General features: G+C 65.9%; 18 protein-coding genes. 11 read left to right on the top strand and 7 right to left on the bottom strand.

Going from position 1 to position 21778, the window contains the following annotated elements:
* Positions 1–77 precede the first annotated feature (77 nt).
* The 4 genes from G7Y50_RS08840 to G7Y50_RS08855 form a co-directional block, all read right to left on the bottom strand.
* Positions 78–1166, bottom strand: coding sequence for a GTP-binding protein (locus tag G7Y50_RS08840; RefSeq protein WP_165055823.1), 1089 nt, complete (start codon positions 1164–1166; stop codon positions 78–80).
* Between the two features lie 177 nt (positions 1167–1343).
* Positions 1344–2435 (bottom strand): methyltransferase domain-containing protein, encoded by a 1092-nt coding sequence (locus G7Y50_RS08845; protein WP_165055825.1) that lies wholly within the window; start codon positions 2433–2435, stop codon positions 1344–1346.
* 196 nt (positions 2436–2631) lie between these two features.
* Positions 2632–2943, bottom strand: coding sequence for a type II toxin-antitoxin system RelE/ParE family toxin (locus G7Y50_RS08850; protein ID WP_165055827.1), 312 nt, complete (start codon positions 2941–2943; stop codon positions 2632–2634).
* Entirely contained in the window at positions 2936–3241 is a 306-nt protein-coding gene (locus tag G7Y50_RS08855) for a type II toxin-antitoxin system Phd/YefM family antitoxin (RefSeq protein ID WP_165055829.1), read from the bottom strand. The genes G7Y50_RS08850 and G7Y50_RS08855 overlap by 8 nt, the downstream gene beginning before the upstream one ends.
* Positions 3242–3864: 623 nt before the next feature.
* Here G7Y50_RS08855 and G7Y50_RS08860 point away from each other — a divergent pair.
* On the top strand, positions 3865–4809 hold the full coding sequence (locus G7Y50_RS08860; protein ID WP_165055832.1) for a hypothetical protein: 945 nt from the start codon (positions 3865–3867) through the stop codon (positions 4807–4809).
* 155 nt (positions 4810–4964) lie between these two features.
* Here G7Y50_RS08860 and G7Y50_RS08865 read toward each other — a convergent pair whose 3' ends face one another.
* Entirely contained in the window at positions 4965–6002 is a 1038-nt protein-coding gene (locus tag G7Y50_RS08865; RefSeq protein WP_165055836.1) for a branched-chain amino acid aminotransferase, read from the bottom strand.
* A gap of 280 nt (positions 6003–6282) precedes the next feature.
* Here G7Y50_RS08865 and htpG point away from each other — a divergent pair, with 280 nt between their 5' ends.
* Both htpG and G7Y50_RS08875 read left to right on the top strand, forming a co-directional pair.
* Positions 6283–8247, top strand: a complete 1965-nt coding sequence (gene htpG, locus G7Y50_RS08870) for a molecular chaperone HtpG (RefSeq protein WP_165055839.1) — start codon at positions 6283–6285, stop codon at positions 8245–8247.
* Between the two features lie 316 nt (positions 8248–8563).
* The gene (locus tag G7Y50_RS08875; RefSeq protein ID WP_165055841.1) at positions 8564–9439 is read left to right on the top strand and encodes a DUF2064 domain-containing protein; all 876 of its coding nucleotides are present in this window, start codon (positions 8564–8566) and stop codon (positions 9437–9439) included.
* A 103-nt stretch (positions 9440–9542) separates the two neighbouring features.
* Here the strand turns inward: G7Y50_RS08875 and G7Y50_RS08880 are convergent, their stop codons facing one another.
* Both G7Y50_RS08880 and mihF read right to left on the bottom strand, forming a co-directional pair.
* Positions 9543–10424 (bottom strand): RNA methyltransferase, encoded by an 882-nt coding sequence (locus G7Y50_RS08880; RefSeq protein ID WP_165055845.1) that lies wholly within the window; start codon positions 10422–10424, stop codon positions 9543–9545.
* Between the two features lie 295 nt (positions 10425–10719).
* Positions 10720–11028, bottom strand: a complete 309-nt coding sequence (gene mihF, locus G7Y50_RS08885; RefSeq protein WP_165055879.1) for an integration host factor, actinobacterial type — start codon at positions 11026–11028, stop codon at positions 10720–10722.
* A gap of 280 nt (positions 11029–11308) precedes the next feature.
* On the opposite strand from mihF, the gene mazG reads away from it, so the two are divergent.
* The 8 genes from mazG to G7Y50_RS08925 all read left to right on the top strand — a co-directional run bounded on the left by mazG (position 11309) and on the right by G7Y50_RS08925 (position 21738).
* Positions 11309–12232: a nucleoside triphosphate pyrophosphohydrolase gene (gene mazG / locus G7Y50_RS08890; protein WP_165055847.1), complete on the top strand. Its 924-nt coding sequence runs from the start codon at positions 11309–11311 to the stop codon at positions 12230–12232.
* The gene (locus G7Y50_RS08895) at positions 12229–13122 is read left to right on the top strand and encodes a (p)ppGpp synthetase (RefSeq protein ID WP_241156545.1); all 894 of its coding nucleotides are present in this window, start codon (positions 12229–12231) and stop codon (positions 13120–13122) included. Before mazG ends, G7Y50_RS08895 begins: the two co-directional genes overlap by 4 nt.
* A gap of 245 nt (positions 13123–13367) precedes the next feature.
* The gene (locus tag G7Y50_RS08900; RefSeq protein WP_165055849.1) at positions 13368–14192 is read left to right on the top strand and encodes an ABC transporter substrate-binding protein; all 825 of its coding nucleotides are present in this window, start codon (positions 13368–13370) and stop codon (positions 14190–14192) included.
* Positions 14193–14288: 96 nt separating this feature from the next.
* Complete coding sequence (locus tag G7Y50_RS08905) at positions 14289–15881, top strand: amino acid ABC transporter permease (RefSeq protein WP_241156546.1); 1593 nt, start codon at positions 14289–14291, stop codon at positions 15879–15881.
* 307 nt (positions 15882–16188) lie between these two features.
* Positions 16189–16926 (top strand): amino acid ABC transporter ATP-binding protein, encoded by a 738-nt coding sequence (locus G7Y50_RS08910; protein WP_165055883.1) that lies wholly within the window; start codon positions 16189–16191, stop codon positions 16924–16926.
* A gap of 671 nt (positions 16927–17597) precedes the next feature.
* The gene (locus tag G7Y50_RS08915) at positions 17598–18746 is read left to right on the top strand and encodes a serine/threonine protein kinase (protein ID WP_165055851.1); all 1149 of its coding nucleotides are present in this window, start codon (positions 17598–17600) and stop codon (positions 18744–18746) included.
* Between the two features lie 160 nt (positions 18747–18906).
* Positions 18907–19938, top strand: a complete 1032-nt coding sequence (locus G7Y50_RS08920) for a DMT family transporter (RefSeq protein WP_206214817.1) — start codon at positions 18907–18909, stop codon at positions 19936–19938.
* A 453-nt stretch (positions 19939–20391) separates the two neighbouring features.
* A complete protein-coding gene (locus G7Y50_RS08925; protein WP_165055853.1) occupies positions 20392–21738 on the top strand; it encodes an MFS transporter in 1347 nt (448 codons plus the stop codon).
* The last annotated feature ends 40 nt before the right edge of the window (positions 21739–21778 follow it).

Here is a 21778-nt window from a genome sequence, read left to right on the forward strand (position 1 = left end):
TCTTACGCCCCGCCGTCGCCCGAGCTGGCGCCAGGCACCTGGGCGGCGGCGGGGATGCTTGCCCTTAACTTCGCGCCCTAGCGCCCCTCGTCGGCCATGCCGAAGCACTCGGTGAAGAACACCTGGCAGTCGAGGTCGTAGCGGTCGCAGATCTCGTCTACGGCGTCGTCGACGATGCGCGCCATCGGGCGCGACTCGCACACGGCGCGCGCGTTGATGATCATGCGCATGTTCTTGTGGTCGCGCAGAAACTCCTGCTCGTACTCGGTGTCGTAGTCCACGCCGATGAGCGACGCCTTGTTGAAGTCGCCGTTGCCCGAGGTGGCGAACGTCTTGAGGTGCGGCACGTTGCGCTTGCGCTCGATGAGCCCCATGCGGATCTCCTCGATGAGGTCGTCCACCACGGCGTTCATGTCGATCTTCCCGCCGGAGTTCGTCTTGAAGAACACGCGGCGGTTGTACCAGGTGAGCTTCGCCTCGGCCTGCTCGAACTCGTGGTTGTTGCGCACGGAGAAGTTCTTGAGCTCGGTGGCGTGCGTGGTGATGTAGCTCGCCAGCTCCTCGATGCCCGTCTTCTCGCGCGCGGAGATGGTGAGCACGGGGATGTCGGGCACGGCGGTTGTGAGGAAGTCCACGTAGCGCGCGATGTCCTCGTCGGTGAGCAGGTCACACTTGTTGAGCACCACGAGGTCGGCTTCCTCCAGCTGGAGCTTCAGCAGGTAGACGAGCTCCTCGGGCAGGTTGATGTCGGCCTTCTCGGGCATGATCATGCGCAGGCGCTCGGGGTCGACGATCACCGTGAACGGCGACAGCACGAACTCGTCGGCATGCGCGTCGGCGAGCGTGTGGTACACGTGGTCGAGCGCGCCCACGCCGCAGCCGGGGATGTCACTCATCACGAACACGGCGCCGTCTTTGTCGCGCAGGCGCCTGATCTGGTCGATGGTGTTGTCCATCTGGTAGCAGATGCAGCCTGACGCGATCTCGGCCACGGTGCAGCCGCTCGTCTGCGTGAGGTTGGTGTCGACCAGGTTCGCGCCCAGGTCGTTGGCGATGATGGCCGTCTCGCCGTAGGTGCGGTTCATGTGCTCGGCCAGGGCGATCATCGTGGTGGTCTTGCCAGCGCCCAGAAATCCGCTGACGACCATGAATCTGATGGGTTCCATTGAGAGTTCAGTCTCCTCGTCGTAAGTTGCTTGGAGCATTATAGCGTTCGAGGCGCCCGCCTGCTCTGGCGGGCGCCTCGAACGCCGGGGGAGGGGCGGGGTGTCGGCTGCTCCTGAGCGCCCTCTTCCGGCGCCCTCTTCCAGGCCCCCCTTCGGCCCTTCCCTTCGGCGCCTTCGCTAGCAGCAGCTGGCCTGGATGGGCTGGTCGTCCTCGTCCACCACGCCGTCGAAGTCGGGCGCGCACTTGATGATGTGGTCGCCGTGGATGTCGCCGTAGTGCACGTCGCGCGAGCCGGTGACGCTGATGACCTTCGCGTAGCGCGTGGCGAGCGGCAGCACCGACACGTTGTCGCACACGTGGCATGCCTTCCCGGCGGGGAACTTGATGTCCTTGTCGTACAGGAAGAACTCAGGATAGCCGGGCAGCGAGCCGTCGTAGGTGATCTCCTCGCCGTAGTCCTCGCAGTGGTCGGACGTGAGCTCGGAGTTGACGAGGCGGCTCGTGATGGTGGCGAACGCGATGCCGGGGTAGACGGCGGCCTCGTCGGGCGAGACGGGCGTCTGCCACGTCATGAGGTAGCGCGGGTCGTGGAAGCCGGCGGCTTGCGCCATGCGGCGGAAGTCCTCGATGAACAGGGCGCCGCCCAGGCGCATGGCGACGTTCTCCACCTGGTCGGACGTCGCCTGCGGGATGCGGCGGTCGCAGAACACGTCGGTGAAGTACCACTCGCCGCCGTCCTTCAGCACGCGCTTGACCTCGGCGATGTAGCGCTCCTTGTCCGGCGACAGGTTGAACGTGCAGTTGGAGATGACCACGTCGACCGACTCGTCGGCGACGAACGACAGGTCCTCGGGAGCGGCGTTGACCAGCTCGACGTTGCACTCGTCGTAGCCGAACTGCTTGATCTCCTGCGCGAGGTACTTCTGCGCGACGGCGAGGCGCGCGGCCACCGGCTCGACGCCGATGACCTTGCCCTGCGGGCCTGCCAGCTGGGCGGCCAGGTAGGTGTCGCGGCCGCTGCCGCAGCACAGGTCGAGCACGGTGCAGCCCTCCAGCAGCGGCGGCAGGGGGGCGCCGTGCTCGTGGAACGTGTTCTTGATCTCGGCGGACACGTTGTAGAGCAGCGGGCGGGCCTCCTCGGGGATGGTGCCGTTCGCGTCGCGCGTGCGGGCGGTCGCCTGCGGGTCGCGCCCCTGGGCCTGGGCGATGGCGGCGTAGTAGGCGGGGTAGTCCCCCTCGGCTTTGCGGTAGTAGGCGGCGTAGTCCATAAGGCTGTCCTTAGTCTCCGATTGGCTTGCTTCAAATAACTAATGGACTAAGTCTAGCATAAACTAGTGGACTGAGTCTAGCATGGAAAGGGTCAGGAAGAGCCGCCCTGCGCCCCGCCTTGCGCCCCCGCCCTGCGCCCTGTTGAGACGCCTCGTGCGGGATTTCTTGTGGCAGGATGTCCTGCGCGACGACGCGTCAGAACTCGACGAGGGAGTAGGCGTCCAGGTCTTGGCGCTGGTGGAGGATGCGGTACACCGTGAGCGTGGATTCGTCGAAGCGATAGAAGACGGTGTAGGGGTTCGCCAGCGCGGTGCGGTACTCGTGCTCGAGGTTGTCGTGGTGGAAGTGCCCGCCTGCGTCGGGGAAGCGGCGCGCCATGTCAAGCGCGGCGTCGATGCTTTGCATGGCGGCGAGGGCGGCCTGCGGCGAGCTGCGCTCGACGGCCAGGAAGATGGCGATGGACTCGCGGTCGAGGTGGGCGCGCGGGCGCCAGGCAAGGTCAAGCATAGTCGATGCCCCACAGCGCGAAGATCTCGCGCATCTTGGCGTCCGACTCCTCCTTGGACATGGTCTGCGGGCGGTAGCGCTCCTCGATCTCCGCTTCGCGCAGGGCGAGGTAGCGGCGGTTGTTGCGCTCGGCGGCCTCGTACGCGGCGCTGTCCATCAGGACGTAGGAGGGCACGCCGTTCTTGGTGAGCACCACGGGCTTCCATGTCTCGGTTGCCTGCTCGCACACGCTGTTGAGCTGCGTGCGCAGGTCGGTGATGGGTCGGATGACGGGCAGCTCGGCAAGGGCAGGGTTCATGGCGCCTCGTTTCCCCAGAGGGTTCGTTTGCAACGAATTATATACGGAATTCCATAGGGAATAAAGCACTAAAGATAAGTTAGCGTGAACTCGCGAATCAATGCGCTCATTCGCGTGAAGGGGCGCACGCAGGCCAGACGTGGGCAGGTGGGTGGCTGCGTGAGGCGCGCGGCGTGTTCGCGAAGGGGGGCGCGCACGCAGACCGGGTGGTTGCGCGAGACGCCCAACCTTCATGCTCAGCGTAGCATTAACCGCAACTTTGCAAGCGGGCGTGGCAGTTGCGCGAGCTGTGCGACACGCGCGTGAAGGAGGGCGCATGCGCATGCACGCGCGGCGCGGCCGTTTTCGCCCTATGACGCAGGAGAGCGGCCGGCAACTGGGGGGTTGCTGCCGACCGCTCTCCTACGTGTTTCAGACCTTCTTCAATATAAGACATAATCTATTAGCGGTCAACCACCGATTTCGTGCGAATGGTTGATCGGTATTCGCGAGACTTTCCGGATTCCTTTGCTCAGCTCAAACTATACAGTCATTTTACAAACAAACGTTTGCTTTTCGTACAAAAGTACGTTATAGTGTACCCACGTTAATGTGAGGGCAGTAACGAGGGGCAGGAGGACCGGATGGAGACGAGGAATCTGACGTTCGCAGACGCGCCCATGTTCGATCGCGTCATGTCCGACGAAGCCGTGTGCCGGGAGGTGGTGGAAGTCGTGCTCGGCGTTGAGGTGGGCAGGGTTGTGTACCACAACGTCGAGCAGGTCATCGAGCCCACGATCGACGGGCGCGGGGTGCGGCTCGACGCCTACCTCGTTGGCGAGGAGGCGGTCTACGACGTCGAGATGCAAGCTTATGGCCGCATGTGCATTGACAAGCGCTTTCGCTACTACCAGTCCGTCATCGACGTGGGGCTTTTGCGCAAGGGGGAGGACTACGACCTCCTGCCTGACAGCTTCATCATATTCATCTGCACCGACGACCCCTACGGAGACGGTCTGCCGCGTTATGACTTCGAGCGCGCGTGCGTGGAACGTCCGTCGCTTCTTTCGGAGTGTGGGTCGCACTGGGTCGTGCTGAACGCGGCGGCCTACCAAGACGTTGAGGACAGCCGCCTGCGGAGCCTGCTAAAATACGTGAGAGAGGGAGCTGTCGGCGCTGATCCTCTGGTTAGGATGATCGACGGCAAGGTAAGCGAGGCCAATCGAGACCGAAGGTGGGTGGAACAGGTGTTCTCAGTCATGACTGTCGAAAAAGACGCCGCCATGCAGGTCCGCATGGCAAAGCGCGTGTACCGCAAAGAGGGTCTGGAGGAGGGTCGCAAGGAGGGCCTTGCGATAGGCATCGAGGAAGGCCTTGCCGAGGGCCGTGCCGAAGGCCGTGCGCTGGGTCTGGAAGAGGGGCGCGCTGAAGGACGTGCCGAAGGACGTGCCGAGGGGCGCACCGAAACGGAGAGGCGCTATGGCGAGATGGTTTCGCGGCTGCTTGCCGACGGTCGCCTGGATGACCTCAAGCGCGTTGCGGAAGACCCTTCCCTGCTTGAAGGACTCTACGAAGAGCTGGGAATCTAGCAAACGGACAGGCGGTGCGACGCAGCTGCGCCGCACCGCCTGCGGGAGATCAGGAACGCCTGCGCGCTTGGCGCGCTTGCCGGCGTTTGGCATGAGGCTCGCCGCAAGTGGCGAGCCTCATGCCAGTGGAGGCGCGAAGGATCGCGCTCGCGCGGCTAGCAGATCTCGACGATCCAGCCTTCGGGGCCCTCGATGGCACCGCTCTGGATGTCGGTCAGGGTGCGGCGCAGCTTGCTCATGACGAGACCGGCGTTCTCGGCGCCGTCGACGAACGTGACGTCGACGCCCTCGGCCTCGATGTGGCCCACCGGCGAGATGACGGCCGCGGTGCCGCACAGGCCGCACTCCACGAAGTCCCCGTTGGTGACCTCCTCGAACCTCACGGGGCGCTCGACGACGTCCATGCCCAAGATGTCCTTGGCGACCGTGACGAGCGAGCGGCGCGTGATGGAGGGCAGGATGGAGTTCGTGTGCGACTGCGGCACCACGAGGCTGCCCTGCTTGTCAACGAAGAGCACGTTCGCGCCGCCGGTCTCCTCCACGTAGGTGCGCGTGGCGGAGTCGAGGTAGAGGTTCTCGGAGTAGCCGCGCTTGTGCGCCTCCTCGTAGGGGTGCAGGCTCATGGCGTAGTTGAGGCCCGCCTTGATGTCGCCGGTGCCGTGCGGCGCGGCGCGGTCGTAGTCGGCCACGGTGATGGTGATGGCCTCCTTGCCGCCCTTGAAGTAGGGGCCCACCGGGGTGACCAGGATGCGGAACTGGTACTCGTCAGCCGGCTTCACGCCGATGACCACGCCGGTCGCGAACATGTAGGGGCGCACGTACAGCGTGGCGCCCGAGCCGAAGGGCGGGACCCACTCCTTGTTCGCCTCGACGACCATCTTCACGGCCTCGACGAACTTGTCCTGCGGGAACTCGGGCATGACCAGGCGCTTGGCGGAGTCGGCCATGCGCGCAGCGTTCAGGTCGGGTCGGAAGCACACGATGCGCCCTTCTTCGGTGGTGTACGCTTTCAAGCCCTCGAAGACCTCCTGGCAGTAGTGCAAGATGCCGGCGCACTCGCTCATGGTGACGCTGTGGTCGGCGGTCAGGCCGCCTTCCTCCCACGCGCCGTCCTTGTAGTTGCACACGTAGCTGTAGCTCGTCTCCAGGTAGCCGAAGCCGAGGTTGCCCCAGTCGATGTCCTTCTTTTCCACGGTTGATCATCTCCCGTACTCATCGGTCAACTCTTTGTAACGGAGTATTCTAACGCGCGCGCGGGCGCATGGCAGGTGCAGGTCGGCCGCGTGTAACAAAAGCTTAACAGGCGGCAGGGGGACGGTGCCCTTCCGCCCCTTGCGAAGCAGGGCGGCACATGGCGAAAATCTGATGATGCTTGACAGAGATTTCCTGCGCTATAGAATTCCTTCTTAGCACTCGAAGGCTGTGACTGCTAAAACGCCTCAGCCACCCGCAAGCGAAAGAAGGACAAAGCCCATGCGCAAGTTCAAAACCGAGAGCAAGAAGCTGCTCGACCTCATGATCAACTCCATCTACACCAACCGCGAGATCTTCCTGCGCGAGCTCATCTCGAACGCGTCCGACGCGGTCGACAAGCTCTACTTCAAGAGCCTCACGGATTCGAGCGTCGAGATCAACCGCGCCGACCTCGCCATCCGCGTGGCGTTCGACGCCGACGCGCGCACCGTCACCGTGTCCGACAACGGCATCGGCATGAGCAAGGACGACCTCGACAAGAACCTCGGCACCATCGCGCACTCCGACTCGCTCGAGTTCAAGGCCGCCAACGCCGAGGAGCCCACGGCCGACGTCGACATCATCGGGCAGTTCGGCGTGGGCTTCTACTCCGCCTTCATGGTGGGCTCGAAGGTGCGCGTCGTCTCGCGCGCCTACGGCAGCGACGAGGCCTGGGCCTGGGAGTCTGACGGCATCGAGGGCTACACCATCGAGGCCGCCGAGCGCGCCGAGCACGGCACCGACGTCATCGTGTCTCTGAAGGAGAACACCGACGACGAGCGCTACGACACCTACTGCAGCGAGTACGGCCTGACTGACCTCATCAAGCGCTACAGCAACTACGTGCGCTACCCCATCCAGATGGAGCTCGAGAAGTCGCGCATGAAGCCGAAGCCGGCTGACGCGCCCGAGGACTACAAGCCCGAGTTCGAGAACTACACGGCGATCGAGACCATCAACTCCATGATCCCCATCTGGAAGCGCAAGAAGGCCGACGTCTCCCAAGACGAGTACAACGAGTTCTACAAGACCGACTTCCACGACTTCGAGGACCCGGCGCGCACCATCTCGCTGCATGCCGAGGGCACGCTGACCTACGACGCGCTCATGTTCGTGCCGAGCCACGCGCCCTACGACATGTACTCCAAGGAGTACAAGAAGGGCCTCGCGTTGTACAGCTCGGGCGTGCTCATTATGGACAAGTGCGAGGAGCTCGTGCCTGACTTCTTCAACTTCATGCGCGGCGTGGTCGACTCGGCTGACCTCACGCTGAACATCTCGCGCGAGACGCTGCAGCACAACGGCCAGCTCAAGGCTATCGCGCGCCGCCTCGAGAAGAAGGTCAAGTCCGACCTGGCCGACATGCGCGACAACGACCGCGAGGCGTACGAGAAGTTCTTCGGCGAGTTCGGCCGCACCATGAAGTACGGCGTGTACTCGAGCTACGGCATGGCCAAGGACGTGCTGGCCGACCTTCTGCTGTTCTACTCGGCGAAGCAGAAGAAGATGATCACGCTCGACGAGTACCTCAGCCAGGCGCCGGCTGACGCCGAGTCCGTCTTCTTCGCCGCGGGCGACTCGCTCGAGCGCCTCGCGCAGATGCCCATCGTGACCACGGTTCTGGCGAAGGGCTACGACGTGCTTCTGTGCGACCAGAACGTCGACGAGTTCTGCATGATGGCGCTGGGCTCCTACTCCAACAAGGACATCGTGTCGATGGACGCCGAGGGCGATGCCGAGGCCGAGCCGAAGGTGTTCACGATCAAGAACGTCGGCGGCGAGGATTTGGGCCTGACCACCGACGAGGAGAAGAAGGAGGCCGAGGAGGCCACCACGGAGAACTCCGAGCTGTTCGACGTGATGAAGAAGGCGCTTGAGGGCAAGGTCGAGAAGGTGGTCGTGTCCACGCGCCTGACCGACGCGCCGGTGGTGCTGACCACCGAGGGCGCGGTCTCGCTCAAGATGGCCCAGATGTTCAAGGAGAACGCCGTGGGCAGCGATGAGGCGCCCGAGCTGCACGTGATCCTCGAGGTGAACGCCAAGCACCCGGTGTTCGGCACCTTGAAGGCCGCGCACGTGGCGGGCGACGACGACAAGGTGAAGACCTACACCGGCATCCTCTACGACCAGGCCATGCTCATGGAGGGCCTCCCCGTGGAGGATCCCATCGCGTTCGCCCAGGCCGTGACCGCGCTCATGAAGTAGCGGGCTCGCCAGGCCGACCGCGCTCATGAAGCAGCGCGCTTGTCAGGCCGTCTTCGCTGACGACGAGGGCCCTGCGACGACGAGTCGCAGGGCCCTCTGCTTGTGGGCTATGCCTCGTGCGAAACCGGCAGCATGCGCGCGGCCGAAGGGCGATAGGCTGACCACAGGTGGCGCTTCCTTCCCAGTTGAGCATAAAAGGTTTGAAAGCCTTGCTATTAGCCTCTATTACAGGAACACGCGCGCCGTGTGGCGCGGCGCGCGTGTTAGCATGGACTCCGCACGAAAACCGAGGCGAGAGACGCGAAGGAGCATGAAGGTGAGAGAGCGAAAGAACGCGTTGCTGCTGTTCAGCAAGGTACCGGAGGCCGGGCTGGTGAAGACGCGCCTGACCACGTTGAAAGACGGCGCCTTCGCGCCCGAGGTGGCGAGCGCCCTGTATCACTGCATGCTCTTCGACGTGGTGGAGATCTGCTGTGCGGCGCTCTCCGTGCTCGAGGAGCGCTCCGAGGCGGCATGCGCGGCGGCCGAGGCGCGCGGCGAGGAGGGCGTGCGCGACGTCTACGAGCTCGTGATCTCCACGACGCCCGCCGGCAACGTGGAGGTGATGCGCAAGCTGTTCGCGGACGCGGGGGAGTGGCCGCGCGAGCTGGTGATGATCGCCGACGAGGGCGCGAGCTTCGACGAGCACTACAACCACGCGTTCGAGCAGGCGTGGGAGCGCGGTGCCGACTGCATCCTGTCGATGGGTGCCGACATGCCCGCGCTCACCGTGAACGACGTGCTCGCCGGGTTCGAGGCCCTGCACAAGCTTGACGGCGTTGACGGCGGCGGCATCGTGCTCGCGCCTGACCAGGAGATGGGCGTGTCGGTGATCGGATGGACGCGCGCGACGGACTTCGACCACTCAGGCGTGTTCTACAACCCCGACGGCCTCACGGTGCTGCCCGCCTACATCCGGAAGGCCCGCGCGCTCGGGCTGCCGGCGCTCTACCTGCCGCCCATCCCCGACGTGGACACCATGGCCGACCTCATGCACAACATCACGCTCGTCGAGGCGCTCAACTACTGCGCGCCCTTCGACGGCAACACGCCGCCGTGGCGCACCGCTGACGCGCTCGCGCAGATGGGCTGGGACGAGGTGCGCGTGATGTCGAACGACCTGCGCGACCCGCGCGAGCACATCGACCAGTAGGGGCGCGCTGGCGGCGGCGTGCCCAGGCGCTTGCGCTCGCGTGCTGGCGGCGCTCCCGCGCCCGCGCCCGGCCTCCCGCCCGCAGCCCCGCGTTCGCGCCCGCCTAGCGCGGAAGCCCCGCCAAGTTCCGGAACTGCCAGAACGCCACGGCGGAGGCGGCCGCCACGTTGAGCGAGTCGACGCCGTGCGCCATGGGGATGCGCACGGTGCAGTCGCACTGCGCGATGGTGGAGGGTGCGAGCCCGTCGCCCTCGGTGCCGAACACGAGCGCCAGCCTCTCGGCGTGCGCGAGCTTCTCGTCGTCGAGCGGCACCGAGTCGTCCTCAAGCGCCATGGCGGCCACCGTGAACCCCAGCCCGCGCAGAAGCGGGATGCCCGCGCTTGCCCAGGCAGCGCTCGGGCGGCCGGGGCGCCCCTTCGCAGGCGTTGCATCGTCGCCGATGCGCGTCCAGGGCACCTGGAACACCGTGCCCATCGACACGCGCACGGCGCGTCGGTACAGCGGGTCGTAGCAGGTGGGGCTCACGAGCACGGCGTCCACGCCGAGCGCCGCCGCCGAGCGGAAGATGGCGCCCACGTTGGTGTGGTTCGTGATGTTCTCGAGCACCGCCACGAGGCGCGCGTCGCGCACCACCTCCTCCACGCTCGGCAGCGCGGGGCGGCGGAACGCGCCGAGCGCGCCGCGCGTGAGCTCGAAGCCCGTGAGCTCCTCGAGCGCCGCGTGCGGCGCCACGAACACGGGCAGATCGGGGCAGGCTGCCTCCATGCGCGCGATGAGGCCGTCGGTCGCGTGCAGCCACTTCTCCTCCATGAGCAGCGACAACGGCTCCATGCCTCCTTCGAAGGCGCGCTCGATTACTTTGGCGCCCTCGGCGATGAACAGCGCGCGCTCGGGCTCGAGGCGGCTGCGCAGCTGCGCCTCGGTGAGCCGCGCGTAGGCGTCGAGCCGCGCGTTGTCGAGCGTGTCAACGTGAATCAGGGGCATAGCGGGACTCCTTGCAGGTTCAGAGGGGGAATTTTGGCAGAAATCTTCAGATATTTGTCATCTGGGGAGTGCTGTTTGGGTCTTTTTGGGTTTCTGCTCTTGGCGTGCTCGGCAAAACACCAGGTCAGTTTTCCTCACCATTATCTTATGCATCCATGCGGAGGAGGTTTCCCCCTCAAATCGACAAATATCTGAAGATTTCTGCCAAAATGGCGGCGAGAAAACGCAAAGGGGCGCGCATCTTATCCGATGCGCGCCCCTTGAGGCGGCTTCCGCCGACGTATGGGCGTCGGATCTAGGAGAGCGCTTCGAGCAGGTTCTTCATCTGGTTGGAGCCGAGGCCCTGGATGCGGCGGTCGGCCGGGATGCCGAGCTCCTCGAGGAGCTTCTCGGTCTTCACCTTGCCGAAGCCGGGGATGGCGCTCACGAATGCCTTGACCTTCATGCGGCCGATCACCGGGTCGTCGACCTTGTCGAGGACCTCCGCCGGGGTCATGATGCCCATGGAGAGCTTCTGGGTGATCTCGGAGCGCTGGGCGCGAACGGCGCGGGCCTTCTCAAGCGCGGCGGCGCGCTGCTCGGGGGTCATGGTAGGTGCAGCCATGTCAACTCTTTCTCTAAGGCTGCCGAGCAGGTGCCCGGCAGCTTCCGACGAGAGCGCATAAAGCCGCGTCACGCGAAGGCGGGGCGGGCGCGCTCTGTAAAACAAACAGAATTGATGGTACTCGAACAGGCGCGGAAATGCACTAGTTTTCTTCGGAACGGCTGCGCGGGGGCGTCCTGCTGCGCTGCGGGGTATAATGAGGGTTCGCACAGGGGGGACAATCGAGGCCGCGGCGCCGCAGGGCGCGCGGCATGGCAGAGACCGAAAGGCTCAGAAACATATGACCAGCAAGAGCGTAGCTGAGGTGACGGCGCAACGCCACCCCGACTTCGACGCGTTCGTGGCCACCATCGAGGCGCTGCGCGCGCCCGACGGCTGCCCGTGGGATCGCGAGCAGACGCATCGTTCCATCGCGCATAACATGATCGAGGAGGCGTACGAGGCCGTCGACGCCATCGAGCGCGGCTCGGTCACGCATCTGCGCGAGGAGCTCGGTGACGTGCTTCTGCAGGTGGTGCTGCAGAGTCAGATCGCCGCCGACGCGGGCGCGTTCACCATCGACGACGTGTGCCGCGACGTCAACGAGAAGATGATCCGCCGCCACCCGCACGTGTTCGGCGAGGAGGCCGCGGCAGACTCCGGCGAGGTGCTGGGGCTGTGGGAGAAGGTGAAGCTCGCCGAGAAGGAGGCGGCCGACGCAGCCGCCGCCGACGCAGGCGACGGCGCGCCCGAGGGGCTGCTCGACGGCGTGCCCGCGAGCTTTCCGGCGCTCATGCAGGCGCAGAAGATCTCGCGCAAGGCGGCGGCCGCGGGGTTCGAGTGGGACACGCTCGACGACATCTGGGGCCAGGTGGCCGAGGAGGTCGGCGAGCTCAAGGAGGCCTACGCCGCAGCTCCCCAGTCGAAGAGCGGCAAGATCGTCAAGAGCGGCGACGCGGGCGCGACGTCCGAGGCCGCCGCGGCGGCCGACGCCGTGGAGCTCGAGTTCGGCGACGTGCTGTTCGCTCTCGTGAACGTGGCGCGGCGCATGGGCGTGAACGCCGAGAACGCGCTGCGCGCCACGTGCGTGAAGTTCCGCCGCCGCTGGGCCTTCATGGAAGGCGCCGCCTGGGGGCAGGGCCGGCGCGTGGAGGACCTGCCGACCGAGGAGCTCGAGGAGCTGTGGCGCATGGCGAAGATGCTGGAAGGGGGCGAGGTGCGATGACGGCAGACGGATCGCTCGAGGCCATCCGCACGAGTGCGGCGGCCGTCTACCACAAGGGGATGGACGACGTGTCGCAGCAGCGCTCGCGCAAGCTCACCCAGAGCCGCATGCTCACGGGCAACGACATCGACGCCCTCGCGGTGCTCGAGTACGCCGCGCAGGACATCCTGCAGAAGTACCACGCCGCCATGCGCCAGATGGAGGTGCGCCTCGAGACGCTCGACCAGGATCTCAAGCTGCGCCAGCGTCGCAACCCCATCCACCACATCGAGTCGCGCATGAAGTCGATCCCGTCCATCTTCGAGAAGCTCGAGCGCTACGGCAAGTCCACCACGCTCGAGTCCATGGAAGAGCACATCATGGACATCGCGGGCCTGCGCGTGATCGTGTCGTACGTGCAGGACGCCTACGACATCCTGAACTACCTCGAGCACCAGGACGACCTCACGGTGGTCACGGTGAAGGACTACATCGCCGCCCCCAAGCCCAACGGCTACCGCAGCCTGCACCTCATCGTGAAGATCCCGGTGTACTTCCTCGACGCGAAGGAGGACATTCCCGTCGAAATCCAGATCCGCACCATCGCCATGGACTTCTGGGCCAGCCTCGAGCACGACCTGAAGTACAAATCGGTGCGCGAGCTGGAGGGGGTCGACATCAGCGGGGAGCTCAAGGAGTGCTCGCGCATCATCCAGAGCGCGGAGGAGCGCATGCAGGTGCTCGCCCAGGCGCTCGAGTCCGACCGGCGCGCGCACCCGAAGCCCAAGGCCGTGGACAGGGCGAAGACGCTCGACCTCAAGGCCGAGATCGAGATTCCCGAAGGCGAGGAACACAAGGTTCCCTCGCCCGCGCGCACGGTGGTTCCCCTGCGCTACCTGGGCCCGCATTGAGGCGGCGCGATGCGGCTGCGGCGCGGGCGCGGAGCGTTGGCCGCAGCTTCGAGCTGCGCTGCGGCGCGGGCGCACGACGGCTTCGCCGCCCGCGATCAGCGGCCTCGTTCGCTCGCAAACCTTACACGAATGCAACGAATGGGCGCGTTTTGCGGGCAAACGTCTTATAATTGCCTTGTCGAGATGAACGATGCGCCACGCCGGAGAGCCCGGGGCAGCGGCGCAGGGAAAGGGGACGAAGAAAGATGAAGATCAAGAAGTGGGGCGCGCTCGTCGCCTGCGGCGCGCTGGTCGCGGCGCTCGGCCTGTTCGGCTGCTCCTCGAACAACGCCGCGAGCTCGGCGAGCTCCTCTGCGGCCGCTGACGGCGACGCGGGCAGCCTCACGCTGCTGAAGGAGGGCACCCTCACGGTGGCCACGTCGCCTGACTACCCGCCGTTCGAGAACCTCGAGGACGGCGAGTACGTGGGCTTCGACATCGACCTCGCGAAGGCTGTCGCCGAGGAGATGGGCCTCGAGTGCGAGTTCGTGAGCCTGCAGTTTGACGGCATCACCCCGGCCATCGCCGCGGGCGGCCAGGCTGACGTGGGCTTCTCCGGCATCTCGGTGGATCCCAAGCGCGCCAAGGAGATCGACTTCACCGACTCCTACTACATTGACGACCAGGCCGTCGCCGCCATGAAGGGCGGTGCCATCACGCCTGACAACGCCGCTGCGGAGCTGAACAAGGAGGGCGTGGTCATCGCCGTCCAGTCCGGCACCACCGGTGAGACGTACGCCCAGGAGAACTTCCCGAACGCCACCGTCAAGGGCTACGGCAACTCCACGGACTGCTTCGCCGCGATGCAGTCGGGCAACGCCACCGCCGTGTGCACCAACCTCGCGGTGGTGAACCGCATGCTGGAGAGCGCCTACGCTGACGCGCAGGTCGTCATCGAGGTCGCCACGGGCGAGGAGTACGCCGCCGTGGTCGCCCAGGACAACCCTGAGCTGACCGAGGCCATCAACGCCGCGCTCAAGACGCTGAAGGACAACGGCACGCTCGACGAGCTGACCAACAAGTGGTTCTAGCGCCACGCAGTTCCTCACGTGGAATTCCGGGCCCTTCCCGCCTCAGTCGGGCGGGAAGGGCCTCCTTTTCTCTCGCACCTGATCGGGGGAGTCGCCATGACTGATCCAACCGCATCTGCAACCGCATCTGCCCGCCGCTCCAACGTTTCCGCCCCGCGCGCGACGGCCCGCGCCGCCCGCCCGCGCGATCCCCGCCGCGCCGCCGCCCGCCGCCTCTTCGTCGGCGCGCTCATGGCGCTCGCGCTTCTGTGCGGCGCCGTGCTGGCGCAGGCCGCCCAGCCCTCAGAGGCGCTGGCGCTCGACACCGCCAAGTGCACCGCGCGCCCCAACGGCGACACGGGCTCGGAGGTCTACGGCGCCACCGAGACGCGCGTCACCTGGGAGGGCCAGGCCGCCCCCGACGAGTCGCTGACCGCCCTCGAGCTCACCATGCCCGAAGGGACCACCTTCGGCCTGGACGACGCGCGCGTGATGCTGCTGTCGGGCGACAACCTCATGACGCGCGACATCCCCGACGTCGAGTTCTCCGCTGACGGCGAGACGCTGCGCGCCGTGTTCGCCGAGCCGACGGTCCCCGGTTCCTACGTGCGCGTCGAGGTGTACGAGGTGTTCTTCCCCGCGGAGGGCGGGGCCATGGGCTTTTCTGGCTCCTACACCACTGCCGAGGGCGACACGCTGCCCATCGACGACGTCACGCCCATCCAGGTGACGGGCAAGAGCGCGTTCGACCAGCTGGTGAGCAACCTCGAGCAGCAGGAATGGGTGAAGCAGTGGAACTCCAACAAGTTCCTGCGCCTGTTCTTCAACCCGCCGCTCATCGTGTCGAGCATCCCCGTGGTGTTCAACGGCTTCCTCATGGCCATCGGCATCGTGGCCGTGGCGTTCCCCGTGGCCATCCCCATCGGCCTCCTCCTGGCGCTCATGCGCATGTCGAAGTGGCGCGTGCTGCGCGGCATCGCCACCACGTACGTGAACGTCGTCCGCGGCACGCCGCTGTTCCTGCAGATCTACATTGCGTTCTTCGGCCTGCCGCTGGCGGGCGTGCAGATCCCGTCGTTCCCGCTCGGCGTGATTGTGCTGTCGATGAACTCGGCGGCGTACCTGTGCGAGATCTTCCGCGCGGGCATCCAGTCCATCCCGAAGGGGCAGTTCGAGGCGTCGCGCAGCCTCGGCATGAACGGCGCGCAGACCATGGTGTTCGTCATCATCCCGCAGACCGTGCGCCGCGTGATCCCCACCATGACCAGCGAGTTCATCCTGCTGTACAAGGACACCTCGATGCTGGCCGCCGTGGGCGTCATGGAGGTGGTCATGTACGCGAAGACCATCGTGGCCTCCACGGGCTCCATTACGCCCTACATTGTGGCCGCGTGCTTCTACCTGATCGTCACGCTGCCGCTGGCGAAGGTGGTCGGGAAGCTCGAGAGCCGCCTGGCGGGCACGGCGGCGCCGAAGAAGCGCAGGAAGAAGGGCGCGGGCGCCGTGGCGAGCGCGGCAGGCGCAGGCGCTGCGGGAGCGGGCGCGTGTGCGGGCGCGGGCGCGAGCGTGGGCGTGACGGGCACCGACTCGGCGGGCGTCACGGGGCTCGCGACCGACGTGCTCACCGCGCAGCCGCTGCTCAAGAACGAGCTCGGCGACGGCTTGGGCGGCTTTGGCGACCACAGCTTCGGCATGAAGAACACGAAGTAGAGGAGCGGTTATGAGCGAGATCAAGACCCCCGGCGTTTTAGCGCCCGACGCCCCGACGTCCGACGCCTTGGCACCCGACGCCCCGACGTCCGACGCTGTGGCACCCGGCGCTGCGCAGCCCGCATCCGCCGCAAGCGCCGTGACGGACGACGCGGCCGGCACCCCGGTCGGCGTCGCAAGCATTTCGGCCGGCGTCCCGGTCGGCGCGGGCGCCCTGGTTGGCGCCGCAAGCATTTCGGCTGGCGTCCCGGCTGGCGTCGCAAGTGCCCCAGCTGCCCCGGCGGGCGCCCCGGCCCGCGCGAGCCACGTGACCGACGAGGTGGTCGTGCGCATCGAGAGCCTGCAGAAGGCGTTCGGCGACAACGTCGTGCTGCGCGACGTGAACCTGGAGGTGCATCGTGGCGAGGTGGTGGTGGTGCTCGGCCCGTCCGGCTCGGGCAAGTCCACCATGCTGCGCTGCATCAACCTGCTCGAGGTCCCTACGGGCGGCAAGATCTTCTTCGAGGACACCGAGATCACGGCGAAGGGCACCGACATCAACAAGGTGCGCGCGAACGTGGGCATGGTGTTCCAGAACTTCAACCTGTTCCCGCACCTCACGGCGAAGCGAAACGTCATGCTGGCCCAGCAGAAGGTGCTCAAGCGCTCCAAGGACGAGGCCGAGCGGATCGCCGTGGAGCGGCTGAGCGAGGTGGGCCTGGCCGATCGCGTGGACTTCAAGCCCGCGCAGCTCTCGGGCGGCCAGCAGCAGCGCGTGGCCATCGCCCGCGCGCTCGCCATGAACCCCCACGTGATGCTCTTCGACGAGGCCACGAGCGCGCTCGACCCCGAGCTCGTGCGCGACGTCCTCGGCGTCATGAAGAACCTTGCGCGCCAGGGCATGACCATGATCGTGGTGACGCACGAGATGGGCTTCGCCCGCGACGTGGCCGACCGCGTGATCTTCATGGACGGCGGCTACATCGTGGAGCAGGGCACGCCCGAGGAGGTCTTCGACCATCCCCAGTCCGACCGCACGAAGGACTTCCTGGGGCACATCTCGTAGCGCGCGGCGTGGCGCGATGCGGCGGGGCAAAGGGTGCGCATGCCCTTGCCCCGCCGTCTCATCCGCCCCGGGCTCTTGAAGCCCGAATCGCCGACAAGCTCTCTTCTGGGCTGGATCCTTAGGGCCCAGAGGATCGTGCGTCGAAATCACCGACAACGCCCCCTTTGCATCCACGGTTCTGAAAAGCTGACTGGAGAACGCCCGTTGTCGGTGCTCTGGGCCCCTAAAACCACCGACAACGCGCATTCTCCAGCCACTTTTCTCAAAAAACCACCGATAACGGCCTCGTTTCATCCAGAATCGCCTGAGGGGTGGATGGAAAAGCACCGTTGTCGGTAACGCCGTCGGCGACCAGCGTGCGGAGCGGGAGGAGCCGGTAAGGCAGCAGGAACCGGTAAGTCAACGCGAGCCGGCAAGGGCCGTTTCGCCTATAATGGCCGAAACGGCTTGCATCCCCTGCGGCAGGTGGCTCCGAAAGGCGGTGACGGCATGGCATTGTCTCGCTACACGCTCATTTCGGCACCTCGCCAAGGGTACACCCTCGGGCAGCGGCTTTGCGCCCCGTCGCTCCCTGTGGGGCGCTTTTTCCCTGTGACGTGGCGGTTTGTTAATGCACTCTACGGCAAAAGGTGGTATAACGTCGGAGGCTAGTAAAATGAAAGGAGATTTTCATGGCGAAAATCGTTAATTCCTGGAATGACTGGGATCCGCTGAAGCACGTGATCGTCGGCCGTTGCGACAACGGCATGATCCCGCCCGAGGAGCCCGCGACTTCCGAGAAGGTTCCGGTCGACTCCGACATGCGCGGCATGTGGGGCCTGCGCCCGCTGCGCACGGTGGAGAAGGGCAACGAGGCCCTCGACCGCCTGGTGAAGATCCTCGAGGACCGCGGCATCAAGGTCGACCGCCCGACGCCGCTGCAGTGGAACCAGAAGATCGCCACGCCCGACTTCACGAACGACTCCATGATGGGCTGCATGCCGCCGCGTGACGTGCTGCTCACCATCGGCAACGAGATCATGGCTGCCGCGCAGTCCTTCCGCTGCCGCTACTTCGAGTACCTGGCGTACTGGCCGCTGATGGAGAAGTACTTCGAGGAGGATCCCGAGTTCAAGTGGACCCAGGCTCCGCGTCCTCGCCTGACTGACAAGTCCTACAAGCACAACTACTACGACGAGTCCATCACGCTCGAGGAGCGCCTGGTGCGCACCGCCAACAAGGACTTCGTGACCACAGAGGTCGAGCCGATGTGGGACGCCGCCGACTGGATGCGCATGGGCAAGGACATCTTCGTCCAGCACGGCCTGACCACCAACCGCGCCGCCATGGACTGGATGCAGCGCTACCATCCCGAGCTGCGCATCCACGCCGTGAACTTCCCCGGCGACCCGTACCCCATCCACATCGACGCCACCTTCGTGCCGCTGCGTCCGGGCCTGATCATCAACAACCCGGTGCGCCCGCTGCCCGAAGAGCAGCGCGCCATCTTCGAGGCGAACGACTGGCAGATCGTCGAGGCGGCCAAGCCGGCTCACACCGAGCCGCCCGAGCTCTGCTACAGCTCCGTGTGGCTGTCCATGAACTGCCTGGTCCTCGACCCGAAGACGGTCGTCGTGGAGGCTTCCGAGGTCTACCAGATGGAGCAGATGGACAAGCTCGGCATGAACGTCATCCCCTGTGACCTGCGCGACGCCTACCCGTTCGGCGGCGGCCTGCACTGCTGCACCGCTGACGTCTACCGCGAGGGCGGCTGCGAGGACTACTTCCCGAACCGCGTCAAGGACACCACGCTCGTGCGTCCGGAGATGTGGAACGACTAGCCTTGTTTCGCTCGCCCTGGCGGGATGAGCGGGTTGCTCGGCGCTGCGGGAGCCCTCGCTGACGTTGCGAGCGGCCTGCGAGCTTGCCGAGGGTTTGCTATGATGAGCTGGCACGCAGCTGAGCTGCGTGCCAGCTTTTTGATGCGCGGGAAGGGGTTTCGTGGGCGGTGACGGCGGCAAGAGCGACGGCGGCAAGGGCAACGACGGCTTTCAGATGGACAAGCGGCGCGGCGTCATCGCGCTGCTCGTGGCCACGACGGGCATGGGCCTGTCGGGGCTGCTCAACCGCGGTTCCACGCGCGTCGACTTCTTCGGCGGCGAGCTCGTGGCGGGCGAGTCCATCGGCGCGTTCATGACGGTCGGCCGCATGGGCATGGGGCTCGTGCTCTTCGCCATTCTGCTCGTGCTCACGCACAAGACGGCCCTCTTCCGCCGCACGCGGATTTCGCCCGCCATCGTGCTCGGCGGGCTCTCCGTGGGCGTGTCGTTCGCGTTCTACCTGGTGAGTGCGCTGCTTACCTCGCTCGCCAACGCGGTGTTCCTCATCTACACGGGGCCTTTGTTCTGTACGCTGCTCGCGCGCGCGTTCCGCAAGGAGCCCATCAGCCGCTTCCAGGGGCTGTGCCTCGGCGCGGTGTTCGCGGGCATGCTGCTCACCTCGGGCGTCGTCTCGGTAGGGTCGGGCGGCGTGAGCGTGGGCTTCTCCCTGGGCGCCTCCACGCCGGAGTTCCCCCAGAAGGGCCTCGGCGACGCGCTCGGCCTCCTGTCAGGCGTGTTCTACGGGCTGTCGCTGTTCTTCAACGGCTACCGCAAGGACTGCGACTCCACGGTGCGCGGCGTGTGGAACTTCCTGTTCGCGACGGTAGGGTCGCTTGCCGTCGCGTGCGCCATGTGCGCGGCGTGGCCGCTCGGCGAGGTGGCGATGACCCCTGCGAACTGGGGGTTCGCCCTGGCGCTCTGGATTATCTGCGGGCCCGTGGGCCTCGGCTTTCTGCTCGTGGCGGGGCGCAACCTGCCGGCCGTGGAGTACTCCACCATCTCGTACTGGGAGTGCGTCGTGTCGCTTCTGACCAGCGTGCTCGTGTTCCACGAGGCCATGACGGCGGGTACCGTGATCGGCGGCGCGCTCATCATGCTCGGCGGCGCGCTGCCCGCCTTCCAGGCGCTGCGCGGCTCGGCGGCCCGCCCCTGACCTGCCGCCCGGGTCCCGCGCGGCCCGCCAGCTGCCGCCCGGGCTCTGCGCAAGCCCTGCCGGATCGACTCTGTCCCTCCCCTGACGTATACGCGGCTCGTCGCTCGCCCGCTGACCTGCCGCTCGCCCGCTGTAAAGCGCCGTTAACCCGTTATTTCCCCCCGCATCCTCCCTCGTGAGGGGCGTGTAAAGCGCTGTTGAAAGGCGGGTATGATACGGTATTCGTGTAGAAGAGTCCGCGCAGGGGGCGGGCTAACAGGTAGTCAGCAGATCGATGTGAGCGCGGCGGAAGGCTCGTCGTGCATTGGGCTGATTCTTCAGCTTGCGGGATCCAGCGATTCGTAGACTGGTTGGTTGGCTTCCTCTTGCCGAAGCTCGAGATGGTGCGTGAGGCGCGCCGCGTGACGCGGCCGCTTGCGCGCGCCGTGAGGCAACAGGGAAGGGAAGCGGTTCATGAGCGAGAGCACCAAGGCTGCCCCAACGGCGGCCTATACTGCCGACGAACAGCAGAAGACCCTCAAGAAGGTGGTCTTCTCCTCGTTCTTGGGAAACTTTATCGAATGGTTCGACTACGCGAGCTACTCATACCTCGCGACGGTCATAGCGTTGGTGTTCTTCCCCGACGCGGACAAGACCGTCGCCGTCATGAGCACGTTCGGCGTGTTCGCGCTGTCGTTTCTGGTGCGCCCCGTCGGCGCCATCTTCTGGGGCAACATGGGCGACAAGAAGGGGCGCAAGTGGGCGCTGTCCATCTCGATCCTGCTCATGAGCGGCGCGACGTTCCTCATCGGGTGCCTGCCGGGCTACGCCGTGCTCGGCGTCGGCGCGCCGCTGCTGCTTCTGCTGCTGCGCATGCTGCAGAGCTTCTCGGCCTCGGGCGAGTACGCTGGCGCGGCCACGTTCATCGCCGAGTACGCGCCGAAGAACCACCGCGGCTTCTACTGCTCCATGGTGCCGGCCTCCACGGCAGCGGGCCTGCTCATCGGCTCGATGTTCGCCACGTTCATGTTCAACACCTGGGGCGCCGACTCGTCGTTCGTGATCGAGTGGGGCTGGCGCATCCCGTTTCTGCTGGCGCTGCCCCTCGGCTACATCACGCACTACATCCGCACGCACCTGGAGGACTCGCCGGTGTACGCCGAGATGCAGCGCAAGCTCGAGTACACGGGCAACCCGCCTGAGAAGCAGCCCATCCGCACGCTGCTCACCAAGCACTTCAAGGTGCTCATCATCTCGTTCGGCGCGTGCGTCCTCAACGCCGTGGGCTTCTACGCCGTGCTCACCTACCTGCCGAACTACCTGGAGACCACGCTCAGCTACGACGCGAGCGCGGCATCGACCATCACCACCATCGTGCTCGTGGTCTACATCGCGTTCATCTTCCTGTCAGGGCGCGTGTCCGACCGCTTCGGCCGCAAGAGGATGCTCATCATCGCGTGCGTGGGCTTCATCGTGTGCACCATCCCGGCGTTCATGCTGCTCGGCACGCTCGACTTCACGGTTATCCTGGTGGTGGAGCTTCTGATGTGCCTCATCCTCACCATCAACGACGGCACGCTGGCGAGCTACCTCACCGAGACGTTCCCCACCGAGGTGCGCTACTCGGGCTTCGCGCTGAGCTTCAACCTGGCCAACGCCATCTTCGGCGGCTCGGCGTCCTACGTCTCGTTCTGGTTGATCTCGATGACGGGCAGCGACATCGCGCCCGCGTTCTACATGGTGTTCATCGCGGCGATCGCGCTGGTGGCCATGGTCGCCTCGCACGAGCACACGAACAAGGACCTCTCCGAGGTGCGGTAGGCGCGCGCTGGCGCCCCGCTGCGCGACTGTGAGGCGCCTG

The organism is Adlercreutzia sp. ZJ176 (assembly GCF_011038975.1).
Lineage (GTDB): Bacteria > Actinomycetota > Coriobacteriia > Coriobacteriales > Eggerthellaceae > CAAEEV01.